Origin of the sequence: Pseudomonas sp. TNT2022 ID1044 (assembly GCF_028656895.1) — a bacterium.
Taxonomy (GTDB): Bacteria; Pseudomonadota; Gammaproteobacteria; order Pseudomonadales; family Pseudomonadaceae; genus Aquipseudomonas; species Aquipseudomonas reinekei.
Window position 1 is genome coordinate 139,230 of the sequence record NZ_JAMDHB010000017.1, and the last position, 25,756, is coordinate 164,985.

Sequence of the window (25,756 nt, forward strand, 5' to 3'; positions counted from 1 at the left end):
GGCCCGGCGTCTCAAATCGAACAAGAAGGGCAATTCACATGGCGACGTGCGGCGAAGTATTGGTCAAGTTACTCGAGAGTTATGGTGTCGAGCAGGTGTTCGGCATTCCCGGGGTTCATACCGTGGAGCTGTATCGCGGGCTGGCCCGTTCGAGCATCAACCACGTCACGCCACGTCACGAACAGGGCGCCGGTTTCATGGCCGACGGCTACGCGCGCACCAGCGGCAAACCGGGTGTGTGCTTCATCATCACCGGCCCCGGCATGACCAACATCACCACGGCGATGGGCCAGGCGTATGCCGACTCGATCCCGATGCTGGTGATCTCCAGCGTGCAATCCCGCAGCCAGTTGGGCGGCGGTCGCGGCAAGCTGCACGAACTGCCGAACCAGGGTGCGCTGTGCGCCGGCGTCGCGGCGTTCTCCCACACCCTGATGTCGGCGTCGGAGTTGCCGGGCGTTTTGGCTCGTGCGTTCTCGCTGTTCCAGGCGGGTCGTCCGCGCCCGGTGCACATTGAAATTCCGTTGGATGTACTGGTTGAAGAGGCCGACGACTTGCTCAGCAGCCTGCCGGTCAATATCGACCGCGCCGGTGCTTCGCCGAGCGCCGTGTCGCGCATGACCGACCTGCTGGCCGGCGCCCAGCGTCCGCTGATCCTGGCCGGTGGCGGTGCCATCGATGCCGCTGCCGAGCTGACTGAACTGGCCGAGTTGCTGGGTGCGCCGGTGGCCCTGACCATCAACGCCAAAGGCATGCTTGAGTCCGCTCACCCGCTGCTGATCGGTTCGACCCAGAGCCTGGTCGCCACTCGCGCGCTGGTTGCCGAGGCTGACGTGGTGTTGGCCATCGGCACTGAACTGGCCGAAACCGACTACGACGTGACCTTCGCCGGTGGGTTCGAGATTCCGGGCAAACTGCTGCGTATCGACATCGACCCGGACCAGACCGTGCGCAATTATCCGCCGCACGTGGCGTTGGTGTCTGACTCACGCAACGCTGCCCAGGCGTTGCTCAGCGCGTTGTCCCACAAGTCCCTGGCCGAGCGCCGCAACGATTGGGGGCAGGTACGCGCCGCCCGTTTGCGTGAAGAGCTGGCCGCGTCATGGGATGCACCGACCTTGGCCCAGACCCGTTTCCTCGAAACCGTTTTGCATGAATTGCCGAACGCGGTATTTGTCGGCGATTCGACCCAACCGGTGTACACCGGCAACCTGACGTTCAACCCGGAGCGTCCGCGCCGCTGGTTCAATTCGTCCACCGGCTACGGCACCCTCGGCTATGCCTTGCCGGCAGCGATTGGCGCCTGGCTCGGTGGCAGCGTTGAAAGCGGCACGCGTCCTCCGGTGGTGTGTCTGATCGGTGACGGCGGCCTGCAATTCACCCTGCCGGAACTGGCCAGTGCCGTGGAAGCGCGCACGCCGGTGATCGTCCTGCTGTGGAATAACCAGGGCTACGAAGAGATCAAGAAATACATGGTCAACCGCGCCATCGAGCCGGTTGGCGTCGACATCTATACCCCGGATTTCATCGGCGTGGCCAAGGCCTTGGGGTGCGCGGCGCAGGCCGTCAGCGGGGTTGAACAACTGCGTGCTGCGCTGCGTACCGCGACCGATCGCCAAGGCCCGACCCTGATTGAAATCGATCAGACCGAGTGGATGAAGGCGGTGTCGAAATGACTTTTCCGACGACCCTGGATGGCCTGTACATCGATGGCCAATGGTCGGCCGGTCACGAACACCTGCGGGTGATCAACCCGGCGACCGAAGCACTGCTGACCACCGTAAATGGTGGTGACGAACGTGCCGTCGATCACGCCGTCAGTGCGGCGACCCGGGCTTTCGCCGGCTGGTCGAAAACCACCGGTGCCGAGCGTGGCGCGATCCTGCGCAAAATCGCTGCGGGCGTGCAGGCCCGGCGCGAACGGCTGATGTATCTGCAGTCGAGCAACAACGGCAAGCCGCTGTTCGAAGCGGCCATCGACGTCGATGACGTGATCGCCACCTTCGAGTATTACGCCGGTCTCGCCGAAGGCCTGGAGGCGAAACAGGACAGCGCCATCGAGTTGCCGACCGACGATTTCAGCGCGCGCTTGCGCCGCGAACCCTGCGGTGTGGTCGGCCTGATCGTGCCGTGGAATTTCCCGATGGTCACCACCGCGTGGAAGCTTGCCCCGGCCTTGGCCGCTGGCTGCTGCGTGGTGCTGAAGCCTTCGGAAGTGACGCCGCTGCCGGAGCTGGAACTGGCGGCGATCATCGCTGAAGCCGGGTTGCCAGCGGGCGTGTTCAACCTGGTGTGCGGTACTGGGCTGGCGGTAGGCGCGCCACTGTCGGCAGACCCGCGCATCGCAAAAATTTCGTTCACCGGCAGCAATGCGGTGGGCGTGCAAGTCATGCAACGCGCCGCAGAAACCGTCAAGGGCGTGAGCCTGGAACTGGGCGGAAAATCTTCGCTGCTGGTACTGGCCGATGCCGATCTCGACTTGGCCGTGGAAGTGGCTTGTGGCGGTGGTTTTTTTAATGCCGGGCAGATGTGCTCCGCCACCAGCCGCGTGCTGGTCGCCGATGAACTGGCCGATGAATTCCTCACCCGGGTGAAGGCCCGTGCCGAAGCCATTCGCGTGGCCGACCCGTTCGACCCGAACGTGGAAATGGGCGCGCTGGTCAATCAGGCGCAATACCAGCGCGTACTCGGCCATATCGATCGCGGCTTGAGCGTCGGGGCGAGGCTGGTGTGCGGCGGTAATCGTCCTGCGGATCTCCCCCGCGGATATTTTTTGCAGCCGACGGTTTTCACCAACGTGCCCCTCGACAGTGCGCTGTGGTGTGAAGAGATTTTCGGCCCGGTGATTTGCGTGCGCAGTTTCGCCTGCGAAGCCGAGGCGATTGCCTTGGCCAACGACAGTCAGTTCGGTCTGGTGGCCAGTGTGGTCACGCGTGACGCCGAAGCCGCTGATCGTGTCGCCAACGCTTTACAGGCGGGCCTTGTGTGGGTCAATGCGCCGCAAGTGATCTTCCCGCAGACCGCCTGGGGCGGCTACAAGCAGAGCAGCATCGGCCGCGAACTGGGGCCGTGGGGCTTGCAGGCTTTTCAGGAAATCAAGCACGTGATTCGCGCCGTCTGAAGGCACGAAAAAGGTGAGCGCATGCCTCTCGAAGAGGCATGCGTCAGCGTCATGGCTTCGATGAGTTTTTTTCGATAGTCAGGTGTTTTGCACGACCTCAGGATGAACTCGCTGGCCCGGTAAAGCCCCCGAAAATACGAGGGACAACGCTGATCCAGCCGCGCGGATGCAACAGTTTCGACCTGCCTTATACCTACAAAAACAAAGGGAGTCCGTAATGGGCGAGCATGATCTGAACAGACGTCAATTCATCAAGACCGTGGGTGTAGCCTCGGTGGCAGCGGCGGCGATGAGCCTGCCGTTCGTCAAGGCCAATGCCAGCGATACACGCTTCACTGGCAAGACCCTGCGTCTGCTGACCTGGTCCGATGACACCGGCCTGGCTGCACTGCGCAATATCGCCGCGACCTTCGAAGACAAGTACGGCTGCAAGGTCATCGCCGACCGCACCGGCAGTACCTCGGAAATGGTCGCCAAACTCAAGGCCGGCGGTGATCGCCCGCAGTACGACATCATCACCCTGGCCGGCGTCGGCGCCGAAGGCCTGGCCGCCGCCAACCTGCTGGAAAAGCCCGACCTCAACCGCATTCCCAACATCGTCGATGTCCCGGAAAAATACCGCACTGGCGCCAACGGTCACGGCATCGGTTACCTGCTGTGGTGCAACAGCCTGGTCTATAGCACCCGCACTCAGAAAGAAGCGCCGACCAGTTACGCGTCCCTCTGGGATGCCGACGCGGCGCCGAACATTTTCCTGCCGCCGCCGAACTGGACCGAGGCCATGGACCTGATCATCATCGCCGCCAAACTGGCCGGTGGTGACGAGCACAACATCGAGCCTGGCTTCAAGAAACTCGCCGAGCTGAAGGATCGCGTGGTGACCCTGGGCGAAAACCCGAACCAGATCGCCGAACTGTTCCGCACCGGCTCGCTGGATATGGGTGGCCTGTACGCCCCGGCCTTCTTCCCGAAACAGATCCGCGATCCGAACTACGGCCTGGGCGCCACGTTCGGTATGAAGGAAGGTTTTTACACCGACTTGATGCTCTCGGTGATGCCGAAGAACCGTCCGGGCGACATCGACATGGCGTACGCCTTCATCAACCATTCTCTGGACCCGCTGGTGCAGGGCAAGATGGCCGAGGACATCTACAACGGTCCGGTCAACGCCAAGGCGATCATCTCCGCCGAAGCACGCAAGAGCCCGTACATCCTCACGCCGGAACAGATTGCCGAGAAGGCGATCATGCACGACAACGCCTTCCTGGCGACTGTGCATGACCAATGGATTCGTCGTTACACGGAAATCTTTTCTTCCTGATCGAGTGACGTACACAGGAACTTCAAACACGGAAGATCCCCTGTGGGAGCGAGCCTGCTCGCGAATGCGTCAGCACATTCAGTATTGATGTGACTGACACACCGCTTTCGCGAGCAGGCTCGCTCCCACAAGGGGGCTGACGCGTCCGCAAGTCTTGTGTTCGTCAGCTGCTTTCCATTGACGAGACCTTTGCTATGGAACACCAACCTTTGACCCATTCGGTCAGCGCCGCTGAATCGCGCCCGAATCGGGGTGTTTCGCCGACCGCGCGTGCCTGGTTTTTCCTCACGCCATCCATGCTGTTTCTCGGCGTGCTGATCGCCGCCAGCCTGTTGGTCCTGCGCATGAGCGTGGGCACCAAGGGCGCGGAATGGTCCGGGTTCAGCCTGGCCAGTTACGCCCAGTTGCTGGAACCCTATTACCTCAAATCGCTGATGCTGACCCTGCGCCTGGCGCTGATCAGTGCGGTGATCGCCGTGGTACTGGCGATACCGGTGGCGTACACCATGTCGCGACTGACTTCACCGTTCGTGCGGCGGATCTTCCTCGCGGCCGTGTTGCTGCCGCTGCTGGTCAACCTGCTGCTGCAAAGTTACGGCTGGCTGGTGATTCTCGGCCCGGGCGGCATGCTCAATCAGGCGCTGATGGGGCTGGGCCTGATCAAGCGTCCGATCATGCTGTTGTACAACCAGAACGGCGTATTGATGGGCCTGGTGCAAACCGCTTTCCCGTTGGCCGTGCTGCCGATTGCCAGTGCCATGCGCGGCGTTGCCCGCAGCTACGAAGAGGCCGCCGCCACCCTTGGCGCCAGTCGTTTCCAGGTGTTCCGCCAGGTGGTGTTGCCGATGAGCCTGCCGGGGATCATTACCGGTGCCACGTTGGTATTCGCATACAACGCCAGCAGCTTCGTCGTGCCCTTGCTGCTCGGAGGCCGTCGCGTGCCGATGCTCGCGGTGATGGTGCATGACCAGATCGCCCCGCTGATGAACTGGCCCGCCGCGTCCGCCGCCGGTGTGGTGCTGATCGTCACCACGCTGGCGATCATGACCCTGTCCGAATTCATCACCGGCCGTCGTCGGCGCATGCTGGAGGCTTCGCAATGAGTACCCTGAGCAAGAAGCGTTATGGGCTGTTACCTGGCGAGACCGGCAAGTTTGCCGGCATCCTTTCCGGTTTCATTCTGCTGCTGGCGGTGCTGCCGATCCTGACCATGATCGTCATGTCGTTCAGTGGCGCATCGAACCTTGATTTCCCGCCGAGCAGCTACAGCCTGCAATGGTACGAGGCCGCCTGGCACACCTTCGTTTCGCCGGACTCCAGCGATGTGTTGAGCCTCGGCCAGGCCATGACTACCAGCCTGATGGTGGCGTGCCTGACCATGATCTTCGCCACCCTCATCGCGGTGCCGGCCGCCTACGCGTTGACCCGTTGCGAGTTCCGCGGCAAGGCCGTGGCGCTGCAACTGATGTCGTTGCCACTGGTGTTCCCGATGGTGGTACTGGGCCTGGCGTTGCTGCTGGTGTTCGACAGCCTGCCGTTCCACATCACCACCTCGCGGCTGGTCATTGCCCACGTCATCCTGGCGTTGCCGTTCGTGGTGAAGAATTGCACGGCGGCGATGCTCTCCATCGGCAGTGAAGTCGAAGAGGCCGCGCAAATGCTCGGCGCTTCACCGCTGCGGGCGATTGTCGATGTGGTGGTGCCGTTGATGAAGTCGGGGATTCTGGCGGGGATGCTGCTGGCGTTCATCGTCTCGTTCAACGAATTCACCGTGACCTATTTCCTCTACACCATCGACGTCATGACCGTGCCGATCTGGATGTACAGCCGCACCGTGTCTTCGCTGGACCCAACCGTATTTTCGTTTGCCGTGCTGATCGTGCTGATCGACTTCGTCCTGATCTGGGCGCTGGAGAAGCTGGTCGGTGAAGGTGGCGTTTCGTTCTGATTCTTGAGGTGATGCTTATGTCTGGTCTGATTCTGGAAAACGTCGAGAAACATTACGGCTCGGCCTGTGCGGTAAAAGATGTAAACCTGCATTTGCCCGAGGGCAAACTGGTGTGTTTCCTCGGCCCGTCGGGCTGTGGCAAAACCACCTTGTTGCGAATGATCGCAGGCCTGGAAACCCTGAGCGGCGGCGAGATTCGCCTGGACGGCGAGGACATCGGCCACACCCCGGCGCATCTGCGTAATTTCGGCATGGTGTTCCAGTCGCTGGCGCTGTTCCCGCACATGACGGTGGGGGAGAACATCGCCTATCCGCTGAAACTGCGTGGCGTGAGCAAGGCTGATCAGCAGGCGCGGGTGGTGGAGTTGCTGGAACTGATCCAGCTGCAAGCGATGATCAATCGTCCGGTGGCCAAACTCTCGGGTGGCCAACGCCAGCGCGTGGCGATTGCCCGCGCAATTGCTTCGCACCCGAAAATCCTCTTGCTCGACGAGCCGCTGTCGGCGCTGGATGCCAAGTTGCGCGAGTCAATGCAGGTGGAAATCCGTCAGCTGCAGCAGCGTCTGAACATCACCACCATCATGGTCACCCACGACCAGCGCGAGGCCATGACCATGGCCGATATCGTTGTGGTGCTGGGGGAGCACAAGGTGCAGCAGGTGGGCACGCCGATCGAGATTTACCGCCATCCGGCCAACGAGTTTGTCGCAGACTTTATCGGCTCGGGCAACATCTTCCCGGCCACCGCACTGGGCAACGGCAAGGTCAGCCTGCCGGGCGGCGATGCCCTGCAAGTGCCGATCTGCAGCAGTATTGTGGTGGGGGAAAAAGTGAAAATGCTGATCCGTCCGGAAGACCTGCAACTGTCGGCGCCGCAGGCCACCGCGGGCAATCGCTTGCTGGGCAAGGTGACGTTTGTGCGGGATATCGGCGCGACGATCGAGACGACGGTGGAGTGTTCCGGGGTGTCGTTTACGGCGCTGAGCACGCCGTGTCAGGAGTTTGGTTTGAATGTTGGGCATCCGGTGTCGGTTACCCTTCCGGCCGAGGCGTGCCGGGTACTCGGGGCCTGATCCAGGATTTCTATTGCCTTAGCCGGCCTCATCGCTGGCAAGCCAGCTCCCACAGGGTTCGGCGGTGTTCATACAATGTTGTGGCCACCAATTATCTTTGTGGGAGCTGGCTTGCCAGCGATGAGGCCGGCACAACCCACACAAAATCTGGATCAAACTGACAACCGCAACCGCGCCAGATCCCGCACTGGCGGCGCCCCGAACAACCGGCTGTACTCGCGGCTGAACTGCGACGGGCTTTCATAGCCGACGCGATACCCCGCCGCCGAAGCTTCCAATCCTTCGGCCAACATCAAGCGCCGCGCCTCTTGCAGGCGCAGCTGCTTTTGATACTGCAACGGGCTCATTGCGGTCATCGCCTTGAAGCGGTGATGCAGCGTCGACACGCTCAAATTGACTTCCCTGGCCAGATCATCGATGCGCAATGGCTGTTCATAGTTGCCATTGAGCCACTTGATCGCCTGGCTGATGCGATGGCTCTGACTGTTGGCAATGGCAATTTCGTACAGCCGATGGCCCTGCTGGCTGCGCAACAGCCGATAGAGAATTTCCCGACGAATCAGCGGCGCGAGCATGGCGATGTCTTTCGGCGTGTCGAGCAACCGTGCCAGACGCAGCACGGCATCGAGCATCGCGGTGTCGAGTCGCTCGACATACAACCCGCGCCCGGTCGGGCGAGTCGGCACGCCGATCGGGCCAGCATCGGCAATCAGCGCGCTGATTTCCGCCGGGTCGATGTCCAGCCGTACGGCCAGGATCGGCTCCTCGGCCGAGACATTCACCACTCGACCGCTGAGCGGCATCGAGACCGAGACCACCAGGTAATTCAGCGGATCGTAATTGAAGTACTCGTCAGCCAGCCGCACTTCTTTGCGGCCCTGGGCCATGATGCACAGCGCCGGTTGCGCAAGCACCGGGGCGAACTCGTGGTTCTGGCTGTGGCGCGACATGAATAGCGAGTCGATAGCGGTGGCATAACTGCCATCTTCGGCAGTGTTGCGACGAATGATCGCTGCCAGTTCCGCGCGCTGCTTCTCCATGTTGGTGTCCAGCGGGACTAGAAAATGATCGAGTGACGACATGCAAGGCATCCTCGGCAGGGGCAGGAGTGATGGGCAAAGCATATGTTTGTGCAAGCTTGAGCGGTAGATACATCCTGTCGAATGCTTGCCTGATTCTGCACGGGGTTGTTTTTTCGCCCCGGTAAGTCAGAACGTAGAGCGCCAAACTTGCTTGAAACTCGTCTGGCAGAACCGTGCCAGGGATTTACACATTGTTACAGGCAGCCCATGCACTTTCGCAGGATTGTGCAACGCGACGGCAGAAATCGACTAACGACGTACGCGCCATGGCCCTTAACCTTTGATCCTGTCGCAGCCCGTCCCATGGCTGCCACTCGACTCCCCGGGAGGGTTGAACCATGTCCAAGCAAATCCCCGTCAGTCATATGGCTTTCGTTCGAGCGCGCGCCGGGCGTTCACAAGAACTTGGTTTGCGCCTGAGCGCGTTGATCGAACCGTCTCGCGCAGCGCCTGGCTGCCTGAACTTTGCCTTGCAACACTCGCAATGCGATCCAGAGCTGTGGCTGGTGTCCGGTTTCTGGAGCAATCAACAGGCGATGACCGCGTACTTCAGTACCCCGGCCATGGAGATTTTCGCCGAGCTGGTGCAGGAACTGGTGGTCAACAGTCTGGATTTTCACACTTTCAAGGATGTGTCGGAGGCGCAGGCCCTGCGTCAGTCCGGAGCAGCAGTACACAAACTGGCCGGTTGAGGGTTTAATGGCTGCATTCTCAACCAGCCAGGATGCGCGACATGGCACGCAAAGCCTTTGAAACCTTTGAAGCAGTATCGGCCGTAATCCCGCGTGAAGGCGGGTATTACGCGGCAATCGCCACCAAAGCCATTGGCGGCGCCGGTGCACCTCGTTTCAACAAACTGCTGGAAGAGCAGACCTTCAAGACCGCCAAGGAAGCGGACGAAGCCGCCGCCCTGCAACTGACCCATCTCAAGGGTGTTGGCGAAGACGGCGAGCTGATCTGGTAGTTACTTCACCGCTCCCGGGCGGTACATCTTGAACAATGCCTCTGGTCCCAGCTGAAAGTAATCCGCTGGCCCGCCGCCGCGCAGGATCGGTTCTGCCGCGGCGGTGTCGTACACCCCATCCTTCAATAGCCATTTGGCGATATGCACGGCGACCACTTCGCCGAGGATCAGCCAGCTCGGCACCACATTTCCGTCCGCGCGCTGCAACTGAATGATCTGCGTGACCTTGCATTCGAAGGACACCGGGCTTTCGGCAACCCGCGGCACCTGAATGATTTTCGACGCCACGGGAGTCAGGCCGGACAATTCGAATTCATCGACGTGCGGCTCGACCATGGCGCAGCTCTGGTTCATCTGTTCGGCCAATGGCCGGGTGGCCAGGTTCCAGGCGAACTCGCCGGTCTGTTCGATGTTGTTCAGGCTGTCTTTGCGCCCGACGCTGGAAAACCCAATGATCGGCGGAATGTAGTTGAAGGCGTTGAAAAAGCTGTACGGCGCCAGATTCAAGCGCCCGTCGGCATCCTGCGAAGAAATCCAGCCGATGGGGCGGGGGCCGACGATCGCATTGAACGGATCGTGGGGCAGGCCGTGGCCGTTGGCGGGTTCGTAATAGTGGATGTCGTCGGGCATGGGCCAGTTTTCCTGAAGGCTGCTTGTGAATATCGACAATAGTGCAAGGCCGCGCCGCTGATTGCCAGTCAGACTAAGAGCCCAGATAGGGTTGTTTGGTGTGCCTGGAGATTTGCGATGCTCCAGAAATGACTAAGCCCGGCCGAAGCCGGGCTCTGGTGCCGCTTGAATGGATCAGCTGACGGAAGCGCCGCCGGTACGATCGTAGCCATCTTCAGCGACAGTGGCGCCGCCGGTACGATCGTAGCCATCTTCAGCGACAGTGGCGCCGCCGGTACGGTCGTAGCCGTCTTCAGCGACAGTGGCGCCGCCGGTACGGTCGTAGCCGTCTTCAGCGACAGTGGCGGAACCGGTGCGGTCGTAGCCATCAGCGGCGACGGTAGCGGAACCGGTGCGGTCATAACCGTCTGCAGCCACAGCGGAGCCGGTGCGATCGAAACCGTCGGCGGCGAAGGTGTTGGCGGCCAGTACGGACAGGGCGATGGCGAGGAACAGTTTGGTTTTCATCTTCATTTCTCCAGATTCTTTGGCGTTTTGTGTCTTGGGCATGGGTTTCATGCTACGCCAATTAAACTGATTAAAAAGCGCAAAATAATGCTAGTAACAATCGATTAAATTGATATTAAGGCCGTCAAACGTTTTCACTTTCAGGGTCTGAGAGCGCGTATCGCAGTTAATCGAATCGGACAGGTACAGGATGGAAGGCGAGCATTAACTCGTGATTAATCCGCCTTCTTCGGGAGTGAAGGATTTTGCACGCAGCGCTTGAGCCCAACAAAAAAGGGGCAGACCCCGACGGTCTGCCCCTTGGTTGTTACGCGTACGGGCTTAGTCCGTAACGATCCGCGAATGCTTGCGGGTATCTTTCATGGTGATGTAGACCAGCAACGACACGGCGATGCACGCGGTGACGTACCAGTAGTAGCCGGTTTCCATGCCAATGCTCTTGAACCACAGTGCGATGTATTCAGCGGTGCCGCCGAAGATCGAAACGGTCAGTGCATACGGCAGGCCAACGCCCAGGGCGCGGATTTCAGTCGGGAACAGTTCGGCCTTCACCACTGCGTTGATCGAGGTGTAGCCGCTGACGATGATCAGCGCCGCCATGATCAGGAAGAACGCGCCCCACCAAGTGGTGACGGTGTGCAGGGTGGTGAGGATCGGCACGGTGAACAGCGTACCCAGAATGCCGAAGGCGATCAGGATTGGCCGGCGCCCGATTTTATCCGACAGCCCGCCGACGATGGGTTGCAGGCACATGAACAGGAACAGTGTGGCGGCGGAAATGGTGGTGGAGTCGGAGATGCTCATGCCGACGGTGTTCACCAGGTATTTCTGCATGTAGGTGGTGTAGGTGTAGAACGCCAGGGTGCCACCCATGGTCAGGCCGACCACGGTCATCAGTTCCTTCGGATGGCGCATCAAGGTGCGCATTGCGCTTTCCTTGGCCTTTTCCTTCTTGGTGAACGACTCGGTTTCTTCCATGCCACGACGCAGGTACAGCGCGACGACGGCACACAGCGCGCCGATGGCGAACGGAATACGCCAGCCCCAGGCATACAGCTCTTCGGTGGTCAGCAGGTTCTGCAGGACGATCAGCACGCCCAGCGCTATGAGCTGGCCGGAAATCAGGGTCACGTACTGGAAGCTGGAGAAGAAGCCACGGCGTTCCTTGGTGGCCATCTCGCTGAGGTAAGTGGCGGAGGTGCCGTATTCGCCACCGACCGACAGGCCTTGCAGCAAACGCGCGAACACCAGCAGGATCGGCGCGCCGATACCGATGACTTCGTAGCTCGGACTCAGGGCGATCAGCAGCGAGCCGAAGCACATCAGGTAAACCGAGGCCATCAGGGCTTTTTTGCGACCGACTTTGTCGGCGTACAAACCCATCAGCCAGCCGCCGATCGGACGCATCAGGAAGCCCACGGCGAAGATCGCGGCGGTGTTCAGCAGTTGTGCGGTGGTGTCGCCTTTGGGGAAAAAGGTCTTGGCGAAGTACAGGGAGAAAGCGGCATAGACGTACCAGTCATACCATTCGACCATGTTGCCGACCGAGCCACTGAAGATCGACTTGATGCGACTTCTGGTGGTTCTTTCTTTAGCCGGCATGGCAGCCGACCCAAGGGGCAGGGCGTTGGAGTTATCCATTGAAGGATCCTTCGTTTAATTGTTTTTGTGGAGCGCGATTAAACGCGGCCTGCGGGGGCTATAGCAGGAGCTGTGCCAACGTGAAGAGGGGCGGTTTAGAGGGGGTAGGGCGGATTGGTGAGCGGAAATCCGCTCATGTTTTGTTGGAGGTGAGCGGAAAATTGCTGATTGGGCTGGTGAATTCACAGTGCCTGCTCTGGCCTCATCGCTGGCAAGCCAGCTCCTACAGGGTCTGTGTTGTGCATGACTTTCTGCATGCATCTCGGACATTGTGAGGGCTGGCTTGCCAGCGATGACGCCCGTCCTGACGCTACAGGAACATCTCTCTGCTCAACCCATGCCGCTGCATCTTTTCATTGAAGGTCCGACGTGGCAGTTGCAGTTCTTCAAGCACCGCTTTCACATCGCCTTTGTGCCGGCTCAGCGCTGCACGCAGGCATTGCGCTTCAAACGCCTCCTGCTGCGCCGCCAGTGACTGGCCGGGTTCGATGCCCAGCGGTTCCGGTTCGCCAAGTCCCAGCACCTGACGCTCGGCGACGTTCGCCAGTTCGCGCACATTGCCCGGCCAGTCGTGGCTCAGCAGGTGACTTAGTTGCGCGCCGCTCAGCGGCGGAAATTTACGGCCCAGGCGTTCGGCGGCGTTCTGGGCAAAAAACTCGAACAGCAACGGAATGTCTTCACGGCGTTCGCGCAATGGCGGCAGGCGCAATTCGGCGACGTTCAATCGATAGGCCAGGTCCTCACGAAAACGCCCGGCCCGCGCTTCGTCGAGCAGGTCCGGTTTGGTCGCGGCGATGATGCGCAAATCCACGCGAATGCTTTGATTGGAACCCAGGCGCTCAAGCTTCTGCTCCTGCAACACGCGCAGCAGTTTCACCTGCTGCGCCAGCGGCATGCTTTCGATTTCATCGAGGAACAACGTGCCGCCGTGGGCGTATTCGAGCTTGCCGATGCGCTTGCCCTGGGCGCCGGTGAACGCGCCGCTTTCATGGCCGAACAGTTCGGCCTCGAACAGTTGCTCGGGGATGGCTGCGCAGTTCAACGCGACAAAGGGTTTGTCGGCGCGTGGCCCGAAGTCGTGCAGGCAGCGGGCGACCAGCTCCTTGCCACTGCCGGTTTCGCCGCGGATCAAGACGTTGACTGGCAATGCCGCCAGATCCAGCACCTGCCGCCGCAGGGTTTGCAAACCACGGGACACCCCGAGCAGGGTGGTGTCGAGTTTGGCGCGGTTGTCCGCTTGCTCATGCAGGGCGCGGTTTTCCAGGACCAGCCGGCGCTTGTCCAGCGCCCGGCGCAGGCTGCCGAGCAAGGTTTCCGGGCTGAAAGGTTTTTCGAGAAAGTCGTAGGCACCATCACGCATGGCATCGACGGCCATCGGCACATCACCGTGGCCGGTCAGCAGGATCACCGGCAAGTCGGCGTCGCGACGTTGCACTTCGGCCAGCAGTTCCAGGCCGCTCATTCCGGGCATGCGCACGTCGCTGAGAATCACCCCGGCAAAATGCTTCGGCAACTGCGCCAGGCATTCATCGGCGCGGCTGAACAGCTGCACCTCAAAACCCGAGAGGCTCAGCCATTGCTCGACGGCGCTGCGAATGCTGCTTTCGTCGTCGACCACCATCACAGAATTCAGCATGAGCCATGGGCCTCCAGGTCGATCGGCAGGGTCATCGTGAACACCGCGCCATTGCCGTGATTATCCGCGCTCAAACGCCCGCCCGATTCGTGGACGATGGCGAATGAAACTGCCAGGCCGATGCCCAGCCCGTCGCCCACCGGTTTGGTGGTGAAAAACGGGTCGAACACCTTGGGCAGGTTTTCTTCGGCGATGCCGCTGCCGTTGTCGATGACGCTCAGTCGCCACAATTGTTCATCAGCCTGCAGGCGGATTTCCAGGCGTTTGCAGGGTTTGTCCTGCATCGCATCCAGAGCGTTGCGCAGCAGGTTGATCAACACTTGTTCGAGGCGAATGGCATCCCCGCGCACCCATGCCGGACGAGTCATGTGCAGCACGGTGCTGACTTGCTCGTCGCGCAGACGGGTGTCGAGCAGTTGCAAAGACTGGTCAACCACCGCCGCCAGGTCCAGGCGTTCGCGCAGGCCGCTGGGGCTTTTGCGGGCGAAGGTTTTCAGATGCCCGGTGAGGGCCGCCATGCGCGTCAGCATGTCGTCCACCGGTTTGAGCGCCTGATACGCTTCATCGACGCGACCATGATCAAGCAGCAGGCGCAGGGTGGCCAGTTGCATGCGCTGTGCCGTCAGCGGCTGATTGATTTCATGGGCCAACGCCGCCGACATCTGACCGAGTGCGGCCAGCTTGGCGGATTGCACCAGGCCTTCCTGGGCGGTGCGCAAATCGCGGGTGCGTTCTTCCACCAGTTGTTCAAGTTCTTCGCGACTGCGTTGGCGTATCTTCGCCAGGCGCCAGCGCTGGTTGAGAAACAGCAGCAGGAACACCAGCGTCAGCCACAGCCCGGCAGCGGCGAGTGCGGCGTTGCGACTGTCTTCGAAGGCGACCTGCGGACGGCGCAGCAAGTGCAATGTCCAGCCTTCGGCGGCGAGCGGCAGCGATTCCCACAGGTAATCGGCACGGCCGTCCGGGCCATTGACCCGCGTCAGGGCACTGTTGTCGTCGAAATGGCGCAGCGGTTGATGTTCCAGCGGTGTCAGCGGCTGCTTGTCGTACTGCCGGGTCGCCTTGAGTTCGGCGTGATCGCTGGCGCTCAGCGGCTGCAAATGACGATAGCGCCAGCCCGGTTGATTGGCGATGAAGATGATCCCGCGGGCGTCGCTGACCAGCAGCGTGTCGCTGCCCTGACGCCATTCGCGTTCCAGTTCGGGAAACTCCAGTTTGACCACCATGGCCCCGAGAAACTGGCCATCGTCGTTGGTCACGGCGCTGGACAGGAAGTAGCCCGGTATGCCGCTGGTCACGCCCACGGCATAAAAACGCCCGGTGCCTTGGGTGCGGGTCTGGCTGAAGTAAGGGCGGAATCCGTAATTGTGGCCGACGTAACTGCTGGGCAATCGCCAGTTGCTGGCTGCCACGGCGAGGCCGGTGCGATCGAGCAGTTCCAGGGTCGAGGAGTCGGCAGCGCCGTTGATCTTTTCCAGTTTACGGTTCAGCAGATCCTGCTGCTCGGGGCTCACCGGGCCTTGGAGGGCATCGCGCAATTGCGGGTCCAGCGCCAGCACCGAGGGCAGGGAACGGTAACGCTCGATCAGGGTATGCAGCGATGTGGCGTACAGCGCCAGTTGCTGATTGGCCCGGGCCGCGTCTTCGACCATGGATTGGCGTACGGTGTGACGCATGGCCAGAGTGGCAACGAGCGTGGCGCCAGCAATGATGACAACGGTATAGACCGTCAGGCGCAAGGGGCGGGATAACTCGAACATGCTGGGCATTACACAAGGAAACGGTGGGGGCGCACATTAACATGGGTCGCCCCTTGCAGGCGCGAGCCGGCTCACTCTGCAAGCGGGGCATGCGCAGGCAATAAAAAAGGCGACAGAGGGTAATCCCCGTCGCCTTTTTCGGTCAGTCGAAGCGCTTACTGCACTTCTACCGCCAGGCTTTCACTGATTTTTTGCTGCCAGATGGCAGGACCGGTGATGTGTACCGACTCGCCCTTGCTGTCGACCGCAACAGTTACAGGCATGTCTTTCACGTCGAACTCGTAGATCGCTTCCATGCCCAGTTCGGCGAAAGCCACCACGCGGGATTTCTTGATCGCTTGCGCCACCAGGTAAGCCGCGCCGCCGACTGCCATCAGGTAAACGGCTTTGTGATCCTTGATCGCTTCGATCGCGGTCGGGCCGCGCTCGGATTTGCCGATCATGCCCAGCAAACCGGTCTGCTCGAGGATTTGACGGGTGAACTTGTCCATCCGCGTCGCGGTGGTCGGGCCAGCCGGGCCAACCACTTCTTCGCGCACCGGATCAACCGGGCCGACGTAATAGATGAAGCGACCTTTCAGGTCCACCGGCAGGGTTTCGCCCTTGTTCAGCATCTCGACCATGCGCTTGTGCGCGGCGTCGCGGCCGGTCAGCATTTTGCCGTTAAGCAGGACGGTTTCACCCGGCTTCCAGCTCTGCACTTCTTCCGGGGTCAGGGTGTCGAGGTTGACGCGACGGGCCGACGGACCTGCTTCCCAGACGATTTCCGGGTAGGCGTCCAGCGGTGGCGCTTCCAGCGAGGCCGGGCCGGAACCGTCGAGCACGAAGTGCGCGTGACGGGTGGCGGCGCAGTTCGGGATCATGCACACCGGCAACGAAGCGGCGTGGGTCGGGTAATCCATGATCTTCACGTCGAGCACGGTGGTCAGGCCACCGAGGCCCTGGGCGCCGATGCCCAGCTGGTTGACCTTCTCGAACAGCTCCAGACGCATTTCTTCGATGCGGTTCTGTGGGCCACGGGCTTTCAGTTCGTGGATGTCGATGGATTCCATCAACACTTCCTTGGCCATCACGGCGGCTTTCTCGGCGGTGCCGCCGATGCCGATGCCGAGCATGCCCGGTGGGCACCAGCCGGCGCCCATGGTCGGAACGGTCTTGAGCACCCAGTCGACGATCGAGTCGGACGGGTTGAGCATGGCCATTTTCGACTTGTTCTCGGAACCGCCGCCCTTGGCCGCCACATCCACTTCCACGGTGTTACCCGGAACGATGGAGTAGTGGATCACGGCCGGGGTGTTGTCTTTGGTGTTCTTGCGAGCGCCCGCCGGGTCGGCGAGGATCGAAGCACGCAGGACGTTTTCCGGCAGGTTGTAGGCGCGACGGACGCCTTCGTTGATCATGTCGTCCAGGCCCATGGTGGCGCCATCCCAGCGCACGTCCATGCCCACACGCACGAACACGGTCACGATGCCGGTGTCCTGGCAGATCGGGCGGTGGCCGGTGGCGCACATGCGCGAGTTGATCAGGATCTGAGCCATCGAATCGCGGGCCGCTGGCGATTCTTCGCGCAGGTAGGCTTCGTGCATCGCCTGGATGAAATCCACGGGGTGGTAATAAGAAATGAACTGCAGGGCGTCGGCAACGCTCTGAATCAGGTCGTCTTGCTTGATCACGGTCATGAGTCGCGCTCCTCTAAAAGACGGGAACATTCAATAAGGTGCTTGCAGCTTGGGTGCATCGGTCGGTTGCAAGCACCTTTCAAGGCACGCCGGGGCTGCTGGCGCGACGCTAAAAAGGCGCGGCAGTATACCGCGCCTCGCGGGCCGGCACACGCGCCCGTGGTCAAACCTTGGTCGCATAGAAGCTGTTACACGCTGCAAGCTTGAAGCTAAAGGTCAAAGCACGATGATTTTGGGGGCGTGTATTCGGGTCATGTATTTGACGCCAGTTATCCGGTCCGAAAATTGAATGGTCATTTATCGGCCGCACCACTAAAGTGGCACACGGCCTGTAGAGTAGGACGCTCTGTCAGTCTCCTTCATTCGGTGAGTCAACGATTGACCCATAACGCCATCCAGCGACTGTTGCTCAAACGTTTTGCCCTCGCAGCCGGCACCTATGCCTTGGCTTTGCTGTTGTTGTGGCTGGCGTTTTTTACCGGGCACTATCAGCAATCGCTGACAAGCGTCGCCATCGGCAGCGCACTGGTGGTGATCTGCCAGGCCACGTTGTTCGCGGTGTTTTACAGCGGCTGCAACCTGCGCTTCGCCGATCCCAGCCTCACTGAGGTTCAGGTGCTGCTGGGGCTGGGCTGGCAAACCTGGTTGATCGCCCACCTGGACGACGCTCGTGGAGCGTTCCTGGTTTTTTATGTCTTGATCCTGCTGTTCGGGCTGTTTCACCTGTCCCGTCGCTCATTTGTGCGCTGTGCCTTGCTGGTGTTCTTCAGTTTCAGTGCCATCACGCTGTGGGAGGGCTACCACTTCCAGCTGGCCAACCCGGCGCTGTCGGCGTTGCAGGTGTGCGTGTTGTTGATGGTGCTGGTCTGGCTGGTGTTGTATGCCGGTTTTGTCCAGGCTTCGCGACACCGTATGCGCCAGCGACGCTTCGCCTTGCAGGCGCATCAGGACACGCTGCGCGGGATGATGCGCCAGCTCGAAGACCTCGTCGCCACCGACGAACTGACCGGCCTGTTCAACCGCCGGCATTTCCTGCGCCTGGCCTCCCGTGAACTCAATACCATGGACGCCGGCGTCATGCATGGCCTGGCATTGATCGACCTGGATCACTTCAAACGGATCAATGATCTGCATGGCCATGCCGCGGGCGATCAGGTGCTGCAAGCCTTTGCCGGCGTGGCCACGGCCTGCTTGCGCGACGGCGACGTTCTGGCCCGCTATGGCGGCGAAGAGTTCGTGGTGCTGTTGCCCGATTGCGATGCCGACAGTCTGACCTCGTGCTGTGAACGGCTGCGCGTTGCGTTTACTGATGTCCAATTGCTTGGCCTGAATGTCGGCGGTCTCAGCCTGTCGGCCGGCATGACGTTGCTGGAGCTCGGCGACGACCTCGACGATGCCTTGCAGCGAGCCGATCAGGCGCTTTATCGGGCCAAGCGTGACGGTCGTAACCGTTGCGCGGCGGCGTGGGAAAACGTCGATGCCTGAGTTACGCGTCGGTGATCGCCAATGGCCGGTTGTTGCAGGCAGCAATCTGCTGGATGCACTGAATCAGAACGGCGTGGCAGTACCCTATAGCTGTCGCGCCGGCAGTTGTCATGCGTGCCTGGTGCAGTGCGTGCAAGGACTGCCGAGCGACAGCCGCCCCGATGCCTTGAGCGTGGAGCAACGCCAGCAAGGCTGGCGTCTGGCGTGCCAGTGTCAGGTGGTCGAGGACTTGCAGGTGCACACCTTCGACCCGCAACAGGATGGCCGCCCCGCCGAGGTCGCGGCGGTCGACTGGTTGAGCCCCAGTGTGTTGCGCCTGCGCCTGACTCCGCAGCGGCCGTTGCGCTACGGGGCCGGTCAGCACCTGGTGTTGTGGGCGGGGAACGTGGCGCGACCTTATTCCCTGGCCAGCCTGCCCGAAGATGACCGCTTTCTCGAGTTTCACCTCGATTGTCGCCAGCCCGGCGAGTTCAGTGACGCGGCCCGTCAGTTGAAGATCGGCGATCCGCTGCGCCTCGGCGAGTTGCGTGGTGGGGCGTTGCATTACGATCCCGACTGGCACGCTCGGCCGTTGTGGCTAATGGCCGCCGGCACTGGACTGGCGCCGTTGTTCGGTGTGTTGCGTGAGGCTTTGCGTCAGGATCACCAAGGCCAGATACGCGTCATTCACCTGGCCCATGATGCTGACGAACATTATCTGGCCAAGCCCCTGCAAGCCATGGCGGCCAGCCGTGCGAACCTGAGCATCGAGCTCTGGACCCCGGCCGAGTTACCCGCGGCTTTGGCGCAACTGCGGCTTGTTTCCCGGCAAACCCTGGCCTTACTCTGCGGAGCCCCCGACAGCGTCGACGCCTTTGCCCGGCGTCTTTACCTGGCGGGACTGCCGCGCAATCAACTGCTGGCCGATGTGTTCCTGCCCCGTGGTTGAGCGCTGATTTTCAGACGCGAGACCGACCATGACTGATGCCATCCAGATTGAACGCGAACGCGGCCTGCTGACCCTACGCCTCAATCGCCCCGCCAAGAAAAACGCCCTGACCCGCGCCATGTACAGCCACCTGGCCGAAGCGTTGAAACAGGCCGACAGCGACCCTGAAATCAATGCGGTACTGATCACCGGCTCCAGTGAGTGTTTCACTGCCGGCAACGACATCGCTGACTTCATCCAGCAACCGCCGGGCAACCTCGACAGCCCGGTGTTCCATTTCATGCTCAACCTGCTCGAATGCCGCAAACCGGTAGTGGCCGCCGTGGCCGGTGCGGCGGTGGGCATTGGCACGACGATGCTGCTGCATTGCGATTTGGTGTATGTCAGCCGCGATGCGCGGTTGCGCATGCCGTTCGTCAACCTGGGATTGTGCCCGGAGTTCGGCTCGAGCCTGATTTTGCCGCGGTTGCTTGGGCATGCGAAAGCGTCTGAGTTGCTGCTGCTCGGTGAGGGATTCAATGGTGAACAGGCGGCTGCGTGGGGCATTGCGTCCGAAGCCTTGGGCAGTGGCGAAGAGGCGTTGGCCAAGGCGCGGGAGATGGCGTTGCGTTTCGAATCGCTGCCGCCGGAAGCGGTGCGCATCAGCAAGCAGTTGATGAGGGCGCCGGACAAAGAGTTGTTGCGCAAGGTAATAGAAGAAGAGGGCGCATTGTTCACCCAGCGGCTGCGTTCGCCGGAGGCGCTGGCGGCGTTGGCAGGGTTTATCAACAGGCATTGAGATGAGCGTCGCCTGTACGGGCCTCATCGCGGGCAAGCCCGCTCTCACAGTAGTATGTGGCGTTCACAAAACCTATGGGAGCTGGCTTGCCGGCGATGGGGCCAGATCAGACGAGACACCTGTTGGATCAAAAAACAAAAAGCCCCGCCATTCACAGGGCGGGGCTTTTGTTTTTCAGCGTTCGGTCACTCAGACCATCGGGTCGCCAACGTGCAGGATCTTCATGCCGTTGGTACCGCCGGTGGTGTGGTAGCTGTCGCCCTTGGTCAGGATGACCCAGTCGCCTTTCTGCACGACGCCGCGCTTGACCAGCTCGTCGATCGCTTTCTGGCTGACTTCGTTCGGCGCCAGCGAAGCCGGGTCGAACGGGATGGTGTACACGCCACGGAACATCGCCGCACGGGCCTGGGCTTCACGGTGCGGGGTGAACGCGTAGATCGGCACCGAGGAACGGATGCGCGACATGATCAGCGGGGTGTAGCCGCTTTCGGTCAACGCGATGATCGCTTTCACGCCCGGGAAGTGGTTGGCGGTGTACATGGTCGCCAGCGCAATGCTCTCGTCGCAGCGGGTGAATTCCTTGCCGATGCGGTGGCTGGAAGTCTTGCTGGTCGGGTGCTTTTCAGCGCCGACGCAGATGCGCGCCATCGCTTGCACGGCTTCCAGCGGGTACAAACCGGCAGCACTTTCAGCCGACAACATTACGGCGTCGGTGTAGTCGAGCACGGCGTTGGCCACGTCGGACACTTCAGCGCGCGTCGGCATAGGGTTCTGGATCATCGACTCCATCATCTGGGTCGCAACGATCACCGCTTTGTTGTGGCGGCGTGCGTGCAGAATGATTTTCTTCTGGATGCCCACCAGCTCGGCGTCGCCGATTTCCACACCCAGGTCACCACGGGCCACCATCACGGCGTCGGATGCCTTGATCAGGCCGTCGAGGGTTTCGTCGTCGGCCACGGCTTCGGCGCGTTCGATCTTCGCCACCAGCCAGGCAGTACCGCCGGCTTCGTCGCGCAGTTGACGGGCGTATTCCATGTCGGCGGCGTCACGCGGGAAAGACACCGCGAGGTAGTCGACTTCCATTTCCGCAGCAAGCTTGATGTCAGCCTTGTCTTTTTCAGTCAGGGCCGGAGCGGTCAGGCCGCCACCGCGACGGTTGATGCCTTTGTGATCGGACAGCGGGCCGCCGATGGTCACGGTGCAGTTCAGCTCGGTAGCCGTGGCGGTATCGACGCGCATGACCACGCGGCCGTCGTCGAGCAGCAGCTCGTCGCCCACGCCGCAGTCCTTGACCAGGTCCGGGTAGTCGATGCCGACCACCTGCTGGTTGCCTTCGGTCAGAGGATGGCTGGTGGAGAAGGTGAATTGATCACCGATCTTCAGCTCGATCTTCTTGTTGGCGAATTTGGCGATACGGATTTTCGGGCCTTGCAGGTCACCCAGCAGGGCGACGAAGCGACCGTGCTTGGCAGCCAGGTCACGCACCAGCTTGGCGCGAGCCTTGTGCTCGTCGGGGGTGCCGTGGGAGAAGTTCAGACGGGCGACGTCCAGGCCAGCCAGAATCAGCTGTTCGAGAACTTCCGGCGAGTTACTGGCCGGGCCAAGGGTGGCGACGATTTTGGTACGACGGACGGACATGCAAAGACTCCTGAGTTCAAGCGCTGAGTGAGGCTACTATGCTCCGCAGTTGTAGTCATTGTTCGTTTGCACTACTTATCGCTTTCTTTATTGAACCGAACAACTTTGCGCCAGGCTGCCTGAAGATTTCCGCTGACGGGTCGATACAGCGTTCAAGACAGGAGATCCCCCATGCGATTCGTGCTCATTGCCGCCCTTGCCATCAGTGTCCTCAGTGTCACGGGCTGCACCCGTTTCTCGATGAACCATCATTTGAATCTCGCCTACAGTGCTTACGACCGGGGCAATTGCGAGCAAGTGATGCTCGAGTTGTCCAAGGTCGAGCGCGCCAGCCGGGCGCGGCCTTATGTGTGGCCGGAGGTATCGATGATGCGCGGCCAGTGCCTGGAACGGCAGAAGATGTTTATCGACGCGGCCCAGACCTACCAATTCATCATCGCCTCGTATCCGCACAGCGAATACGCCTACCGCGCCCGCGCCCGCCTGGAAACATTGCAGAGCCTGGGCCATTACCCGATACGCAGTGCCGCGGCAGTGCGCCCGACGCAGTTCTGATGCAGGTTGTCATCCAATAGCTGGCCGACCGGTGGTGGTGAGCTATAGTCGAATAGACCGGTTTTAGAGCATTGTTTCTAAACCGTCGTAACACCTGTGATCGGCAGGAGTAAGCGACAGCGGCTCACGGACTGTCGCACCAGGATCGGGGAGAGCGGGCCGCTTTGCCATTTGCGCAACTGCGGGCAGGTCCGTTCCGAAGCATTAGTGCGGCCCTGCTTAAGGGCCTTGTGTAGCGAACTCAGCATGTTCACTGACCGCCGGATCGAGCGGCATCAACTGCCGTATTTTCTGAAAGTGTTCAACAGCATTACAGACAAGCCCATCGGATTTCTGGGCAATGTCTCCGAAGACGGGCTGATGCTTATCAGTCAGTTGCCGATGATGATCGGTGCTGACTTCGATTTGCGCCTGAAGATTCCCGTCGGCGACCGCTGCCAACAGGTCATTGACCTGCGGGCGTGTTGCCTGTGGTGCCACGAAGACGCGACCCCTCACCATTATGACGCCGGGTTCAGCCTGCAGCGGGCGCCGCCTGAGTATGGGCAACTGGTGGAGGCGTTGAGGCAGTATTTCAGTTTTCTGCCGTTGCCGGCTTCGGCCTGAGAGGCTGGGGTCTTCTGATCTTAAACACTGCCGCCACGCTTCCAGCTTAAATACTGGGTGACCAACTGCGTGCCCAGTTCCCCTGGTCGCGCATCCAGCACCGGCACACCATGAGCACTCAACCGCTCATGGAGTTCGGCCCGTGCATTCAAATAATTCACCGTGCCGCAATAAGCCAATGCCTCGGGCAAGGTCTGCACCGTTGTTTCCCGCAGGTTATCGAGCAGGTCTTCGCGCAGGCTGGCAATCAGCACTCGGTGCTGTTGACCCAGGCGCTTGGCGGCCGTCAGCAGTTCTTCATCGTCCTCATCGCGCAGATTGGTGATCAGCACCACCAGAGCCCGGCGTTTTTGCCGTGCCAACAGTTGCGTGGCGGCGGCTTGATAGTCGGCGGCGCGCTGGCTGCTGTCGAGGTCATAAACGCTGTTGAGCAAGGTGTTGAGTTGCCCGGTGCCTTTCACCGGCGTGAGGTAGTGCGGTGTGTCGCAGGCAAACGTACTGAGACCGACCGCGTCACCCTGGCGCAAGGCGACATAACTCAGCAGCAGGCAGGCATTGAGCGCGTGATCGAAGTGCGAAAGCTCGTCATCCTGACTGCGCATGCGGCGACCGCAGTCGAGCATGAAGATGATCTGTTGGTCGCGCTCGTCCTGATACTCCCGGGCTATCGGTGTGCGTTGCCGAGCAGTGGCCTTCCAGTCGATCTGGCGCAGGCTGTCGCCCTCGCGAAATTCGCGTAACTGATGAAACTCCAGCCCCAGGCCACGGCGCTGTCGCTGGCGCACGCCGAGTTGGCTCAGCCAGTTATCCACAGCCAATAACTGACCGCCATAGAGGCGGGCGAAGTCGGGGTAGACGCGGGTGTCATCGGTCAGGCTCAGCAAGCGTTTGTCTGACCAGAGGCCCAACGGGCCGGGCAGGTTGACTTCGCAGTGTTCAAAACTGAAGTGACCGCGATTGAGCGGGCGTAGCCGATAAGCCATAAAGCTTTGCTGACCGGGTTGCAGGGTCAGCGTCAGCGGCAGGCTTTCGAAGCTCAGGCCTGGCGGCACGTGGTCGAACACCTGAATGTCCAGCGGTTGGGCGAAGTCATGTTCGACCCTCAGGCGCACGTCGCTCCAGCGACCAAGTGCCAGGCTGCCGGGCATTTGTCGTGAAATGCGTGGGGAGGGCAGTCGTTTGAGGCGGATGGCGTCGAGCAATGCGAGGGCCAATAGCGCCAGCAACAAGCCCCAGTTGATCCGCGACACATACGTCGGCAACGCAACGTCCAGCGCCTGCAACGCGCCCAGCACGATGCCGATGGCCAGCAAAACACCCAGCCAGAGCAATAGCAGGCGGGTGGGTTTCACAAGCGCGGCGCCGGCACTTGGTCGAGCAGTTGGCGCAACACCTGATCGACTTCAAGTCCCTCGATATCCAGCTCCGGGGCGATGCGCACGCGATGGCGCAGCACCGCCAGGGCACAGCCTTTTATGTCATCCGGAATGACGAACTCGCCACCGCGCAACAAGGCCCGTGCCCTGGCGCAACGCACCAGCGCAATGGAGGCCCGAGGCCCGGCGCCGAGGGTCAGGCCCGGCCAGCTGCGAGTGGTGCGGGCCAAACGGACGGCGTAGTCGAGCACCTGGTCATCCAGCGGCAAGTCGCTGGCGATGCGTTGCAAGGCCAGTACATCCTTGGCCTGGAGCACTGTGCGCAGCGGTTGCACATCGAGCATGTCGGCTCGGGTCGATCGGCTGACCTGACGCACCATGTTCAATTCCTGCTCGGCGTCGGGGTAGTCCATGCGGACCTTGAGCATGAAGCGATCCAGCTCGGCTTCCGGCAGCGGGTAAGTGCCTTCCTGTTCGATGGGGTTTTGCGTGGCGAGCACCATGAACGGCTGGGCAATCGGCAGGGCGCGACCTTCAAGGGTGACTTGCCGCTCCTGCATGGCTTCGAGCAACGCCGCCTGGGTTTTCGCCGGGGCGCGGTTGATCTCGTCGGCCAGCAGCAGGTGGGTGAACAGCGGCCCTTTGCGCAGTTTGAATTGCTCGGTCTGAAGGTCGTACACCGCGTGCCCGGTAACGTCGCTGGGCATCAGGTCCGGGGTGAACTGGATGCGCGCAAATTCACCGCCGAAACAACGCGCCAGCGCTCGCACCAGCAAGGTCTTGCCCAGCCCGGGCACACCTTCGAGCAACACGTGACCACCGGCCATCAACGCCGTGAGCACATCGTCGATCACGCTGTCCTGGCCGATGACGGCTTTTTGCAGTTCGACGCGTATTGCCTGAGCCAGCTGGCTGGCGCGTTGCCGTTGTTGCGCGGCATGGCTGGATGCATCGGGACCGATCGGTTCACTCACGACGACTCCTGCCTTGCTATCGCTTGAATCTGTTTTATTTTCCATAAAATC

The 25,756-nt window shown here is 61.1% G+C and carries 23 protein-coding genes; 13 read left to right on the top strand and 10 right to left on the bottom strand.

The window, feature by feature from the left end:
- Positions 1 to 38 precede the first annotated feature (38 nt).
- The 6 genes from M5G20_RS20040 (at position 39) to M5G20_RS20065 (ending at position 7,463) form a co-directional block, all read left to right on the top strand.
- A complete protein-coding gene (locus M5G20_RS20040) occupies positions 39 to 1,676 on the top strand; it encodes a 5-guanidino-2-oxopentanoate decarboxylase (protein ID WP_273920477.1) in 1,638 nt (545 codons plus the stop codon).
- On the top strand, positions 1,673 to 3,121 hold the full coding sequence (locus tag M5G20_RS20045) for an aldehyde dehydrogenase family protein (protein WP_273920478.1): 1,449 nt from the start codon (positions 1,673 to 1,675) through the stop codon (positions 3,119 to 3,121). Before M5G20_RS20040 ends, M5G20_RS20045 begins: the two co-directional genes overlap by 4 nt.
- A 217-nt stretch (positions 3,122 to 3,338) precedes the next feature.
- A complete protein-coding gene (locus M5G20_RS20050) occupies positions 3,339 to 4,442 on the top strand; it encodes an extracellular solute-binding protein (protein ID WP_273920480.1) in 1,104 nt (367 codons plus the stop codon).
- A gap of 194 nt (positions 4,443 to 4,636) precedes the next feature.
- Positions 4,637 to 5,545 (top strand): ABC transporter permease, encoded by a 909-nt coding sequence (locus M5G20_RS20055; RefSeq protein WP_273920481.1) that lies wholly within the window; start codon positions 4,637 to 4,639, stop codon positions 5,543 to 5,545.
- On the top strand, positions 5,542 to 6,390 hold the full coding sequence (locus M5G20_RS20060; protein ID WP_150733739.1) for an ABC transporter permease: 849 nt from the start codon (positions 5,542 to 5,544) through the stop codon (positions 6,388 to 6,390). The genes M5G20_RS20055 and M5G20_RS20060 overlap by 4 nt, the downstream gene beginning before the upstream one ends.
- 17 nt (positions 6,391 to 6,407) lie before the next feature.
- Complete coding sequence (locus tag M5G20_RS20065) at positions 6,408 to 7,463, top strand: ABC transporter ATP-binding protein (RefSeq protein WP_273920482.1); 1,056 nt, start codon at positions 6,408 to 6,410, stop codon at positions 7,461 to 7,463.
- Positions 7,464 to 7,615: 152 nt separating this feature from the next.
- On the opposite strand, the gene M5G20_RS20070 is transcribed toward M5G20_RS20065, so the two are convergent.
- On the bottom strand, positions 7,616 to 8,545 hold the full coding sequence (locus tag M5G20_RS20070; RefSeq protein WP_273920483.1) for an AraC family transcriptional regulator: 930 nt from the start codon (positions 8,543 to 8,545) through the stop codon (positions 7,616 to 7,618).
- Between the two features lie 338 nt (positions 8,546 to 8,883).
- Here M5G20_RS20070 and M5G20_RS20075 point away from each other — a divergent pair, with 338 nt between their 5' ends.
- Positions 8,884 to 9,237 carry a putative quinol monooxygenase gene (locus M5G20_RS20075; protein ID WP_150703964.1) on the top strand — a complete coding sequence of 118 codons (354 nt, stop codon included), beginning with the start codon at positions 8,884 to 8,886 and terminating at the stop codon, positions 9,235 to 9,237.
- Positions 9,238 to 9,278: 41 nt separating this feature from the next.
- Positions 9,279 to 9,509, top strand: a complete 231-nt coding sequence (locus tag M5G20_RS20080; protein ID WP_075945483.1) for a hypothetical protein — start codon at positions 9,279 to 9,281, stop codon at positions 9,507 to 9,509.
- Here the strand turns inward: M5G20_RS20080 and M5G20_RS20085 are convergent, their stop codons facing one another.
- The 6 genes from M5G20_RS20085 to M5G20_RS20110 all read right to left on the bottom strand — a co-directional run bounded on the left by M5G20_RS20085 (position 9,510) and on the right by M5G20_RS20110 (position 17,362).
- Positions 9,510 to 10,139, bottom strand: coding sequence for a flavin reductase family protein (locus tag M5G20_RS20085; protein ID WP_150733736.1), 630 nt, complete (start codon positions 10,137 to 10,139; stop codon positions 9,510 to 9,512).
- Between the two features lie 174 nt (positions 10,140 to 10,313).
- Positions 10,314 to 10,646 carry a hypothetical protein gene (locus tag M5G20_RS20090; protein WP_273920484.1) on the bottom strand — a complete coding sequence of 111 codons (333 nt, stop codon included), beginning with the start codon at positions 10,644 to 10,646 and terminating at the stop codon, positions 10,314 to 10,316.
- A 321-nt stretch (positions 10,647 to 10,967) separates the two neighbouring features.
- The gene (locus M5G20_RS20095) at positions 10,968 to 12,287 is read right to left on the bottom strand and encodes an MFS transporter (RefSeq protein WP_273920485.1); all 1,320 of its coding nucleotides are present in this window, start codon (positions 12,285 to 12,287) and stop codon (positions 10,968 to 10,970) included.
- A gap of 310 nt (positions 12,288 to 12,597) precedes the next feature.
- On the bottom strand, positions 12,598 to 13,923 hold the full coding sequence (locus M5G20_RS20100) for a sigma-54-dependent transcriptional regulator (RefSeq protein WP_273920486.1): 1,326 nt from the start codon (positions 13,921 to 13,923) through the stop codon (positions 12,598 to 12,600).
- Entirely contained in the window at positions 13,917 to 15,683 is a 1,767-nt protein-coding gene (locus M5G20_RS20105) for a sensor histidine kinase (protein ID WP_273920488.1), read from the bottom strand. The genes M5G20_RS20100 and M5G20_RS20105 overlap by 7 nt, the downstream gene beginning before the upstream one ends.
- Positions 15,684 to 15,838: 155 nt before the next feature.
- Positions 15,839 to 17,362, bottom strand: a complete 1,524-nt coding sequence (locus M5G20_RS20110; RefSeq protein ID WP_150733731.1) for a fumarate hydratase — start codon at positions 17,360 to 17,362, stop codon at positions 15,839 to 15,841.
- Between the two features lie 378 nt (positions 17,363 to 17,740).
- On the opposite strand from M5G20_RS20110, the gene M5G20_RS20115 reads away from it, so the two are divergent.
- Genes M5G20_RS20115 through M5G20_RS20125 form a run of 3 tightly spaced genes read left to right on the top strand, consistent with a single transcriptional unit; the run spans position 17,741 to position 20,553 of the window.
- Complete coding sequence (locus M5G20_RS20115) at positions 17,741 to 18,847, top strand: GGDEF domain-containing protein (protein ID WP_273920489.1); 1,107 nt, start codon at positions 17,741 to 17,743, stop codon at positions 18,845 to 18,847.
- Entirely contained in the window at positions 18,840 to 19,775 is a 936-nt protein-coding gene (locus M5G20_RS20120) for an iron-sulfur-binding ferredoxin reductase (protein ID WP_273920490.1), read from the top strand. The genes M5G20_RS20115 and M5G20_RS20120 overlap by 8 nt, the downstream gene beginning before the upstream one ends.
- 28 nt (positions 19,776 to 19,803) lie before the next feature.
- Positions 19,804 to 20,553 carry an enoyl-CoA hydratase-related protein gene (locus tag M5G20_RS20125; protein ID WP_273920491.1) on the top strand — a complete coding sequence of 250 codons (750 nt, stop codon included), beginning with the start codon at positions 19,804 to 19,806 and terminating at the stop codon, positions 20,551 to 20,553.
- A 189-nt stretch (positions 20,554 to 20,742) separates the two neighbouring features.
- On the opposite strand, the gene pyk is transcribed toward M5G20_RS20125, so the two are convergent.
- Positions 20,743 to 22,194, bottom strand: a complete 1,452-nt coding sequence (gene pyk, locus M5G20_RS20130; protein ID WP_150733727.1) for a pyruvate kinase — start codon at positions 22,192 to 22,194, stop codon at positions 20,743 to 20,745.
- A 171-nt stretch (positions 22,195 to 22,365) separates the two neighbouring features.
- On the opposite strand from pyk, the gene M5G20_RS20135 reads away from it, so the two are divergent.
- Together M5G20_RS20135 and M5G20_RS20140 are read left to right on the top strand one after the other, a co-directional pair.
- On the top strand, positions 22,366 to 22,749 hold the full coding sequence (locus tag M5G20_RS20135) for a tetratricopeptide repeat protein (protein WP_273920492.1): 384 nt from the start codon (positions 22,366 to 22,368) through the stop codon (positions 22,747 to 22,749).
- 246 nt (positions 22,750 to 22,995) lie between these two features.
- A complete protein-coding gene (locus M5G20_RS20140) occupies positions 22,996 to 23,355 on the top strand; it encodes a PilZ domain-containing protein (RefSeq protein ID WP_150733725.1) in 360 nt (119 codons plus the stop codon).
- Between the two features lie 20 nt (positions 23,356 to 23,375).
- On the opposite strand, the gene M5G20_RS20145 is transcribed toward M5G20_RS20140, so the two are convergent.
- Both M5G20_RS20145 and M5G20_RS20150 read right to left on the bottom strand, forming a co-directional pair.
- Positions 23,376 to 24,707 (bottom strand): DUF58 domain-containing protein, encoded by a 1,332-nt coding sequence (locus M5G20_RS20145; RefSeq protein WP_273920494.1) that lies wholly within the window; start codon positions 24,705 to 24,707, stop codon positions 23,376 to 23,378.
- Positions 24,704 to 25,705 (bottom strand): AAA family ATPase, encoded by a 1,002-nt coding sequence (locus M5G20_RS20150; protein ID WP_273920495.1) that lies wholly within the window; start codon positions 25,703 to 25,705, stop codon positions 24,704 to 24,706. Before M5G20_RS20150 ends, M5G20_RS20145 begins: the two co-directional genes overlap by 4 nt.
- Between the last annotated feature and the right edge of the window lie 51 nt (positions 25,706 to 25,756).

Coding starts and splice junctions, on each gene's coding strand:
- M5G20_RS20040 (WP_273920477.1), top strand. CDS start 39: ATGGCGACGTGCGGCGAAGTATTGGTCAAGTTACTCGAGAGTTATGGT.
- M5G20_RS20045 (WP_273920478.1), top strand. CDS start 1,673: ATGACTTTTCCGACGACCCTGGATGGCCTGTACATCGATGGCCAATGG.
- M5G20_RS20050 (WP_273920480.1), top strand. CDS start 3,339: ATGGGCGAGCATGATCTGAACAGACGTCAATTCATCAAGACCGTGGGT.
- M5G20_RS20055 (WP_273920481.1), top strand. CDS start 4,637: ATGGAACACCAACCTTTGACCCATTCGGTCAGCGCCGCTGAATCGCGC.
- M5G20_RS20060 (WP_150733739.1), top strand. CDS start 5,542: ATGAGTACCCTGAGCAAGAAGCGTTATGGGCTGTTACCTGGCGAGACC.
- M5G20_RS20065 (WP_273920482.1), top strand. CDS start 6,408: ATGTCTGGTCTGATTCTGGAAAACGTCGAGAAACATTACGGCTCGGCC.
- M5G20_RS20070 (WP_273920483.1), bottom strand. CDS start 8,545: ATGTCGTCACTCGATCATTTTCTAGTCCCGCTGGACACCAACATGGAG.
- M5G20_RS20075 (WP_150703964.1), top strand. CDS start 8,884: ATGTCCAAGCAAATCCCCGTCAGTCATATGGCTTTCGTTCGAGCGCGC.
- M5G20_RS20080 (WP_075945483.1), top strand. CDS start 9,279: ATGGCACGCAAAGCCTTTGAAACCTTTGAAGCAGTATCGGCCGTAATC.
- M5G20_RS20085 (WP_150733736.1), bottom strand. CDS start 10,139: ATGCCCGACGACATCCACTATTACGAACCCGCCAACGGCCACGGCCTG.
- M5G20_RS20090 (WP_273920484.1), bottom strand. CDS start 10,646: ATGAAAACCAAACTGTTCCTCGCCATCGCCCTGTCCGTACTGGCCGCC.
- M5G20_RS20095 (WP_273920485.1), bottom strand. CDS start 12,287: ATGGATAACTCCAACGCCCTGCCCCTTGGGTCGGCTGCCATGCCGGCT.
- M5G20_RS20100 (WP_273920486.1), bottom strand. CDS start 13,923: ATGCTGAATTCTGTGATGGTGGTCGACGACGAAAGCAGCATTCGCAGC.
- M5G20_RS20105 (WP_273920488.1), bottom strand. CDS start 15,683: ATGTTCGAGTTATCCCGCCCCTTGCGCCTGACGGTCTATACCGTTGTC.
- M5G20_RS20110 (WP_150733731.1), bottom strand. CDS start 17,362: ATGACCGTGATCAAGCAAGACGACCTGATTCAGAGCGTTGCCGACGCC.
- M5G20_RS20120 (WP_273920490.1), top strand. CDS start 18,840: ATGCCTGAGTTACGCGTCGGTGATCGCCAATGGCCGGTTGTTGCAGGC.
- M5G20_RS20125 (WP_273920491.1), top strand. CDS start 19,804: ATGACTGATGCCATCCAGATTGAACGCGAACGCGGCCTGCTGACCCTA.
- pyk (WP_150733727.1), bottom strand. CDS start 22,194: ATGTCCGTCCGTCGTACCAAAATCGTCGCCACCCTTGGCCCGGCCAGT.
- M5G20_RS20135 (WP_273920492.1), top strand. CDS start 22,366: ATGCGATTCGTGCTCATTGCCGCCCTTGCCATCAGTGTCCTCAGTGTC.
- M5G20_RS20140 (WP_150733725.1), top strand. CDS start 22,996: ATGTTCACTGACCGCCGGATCGAGCGGCATCAACTGCCGTATTTTCTG.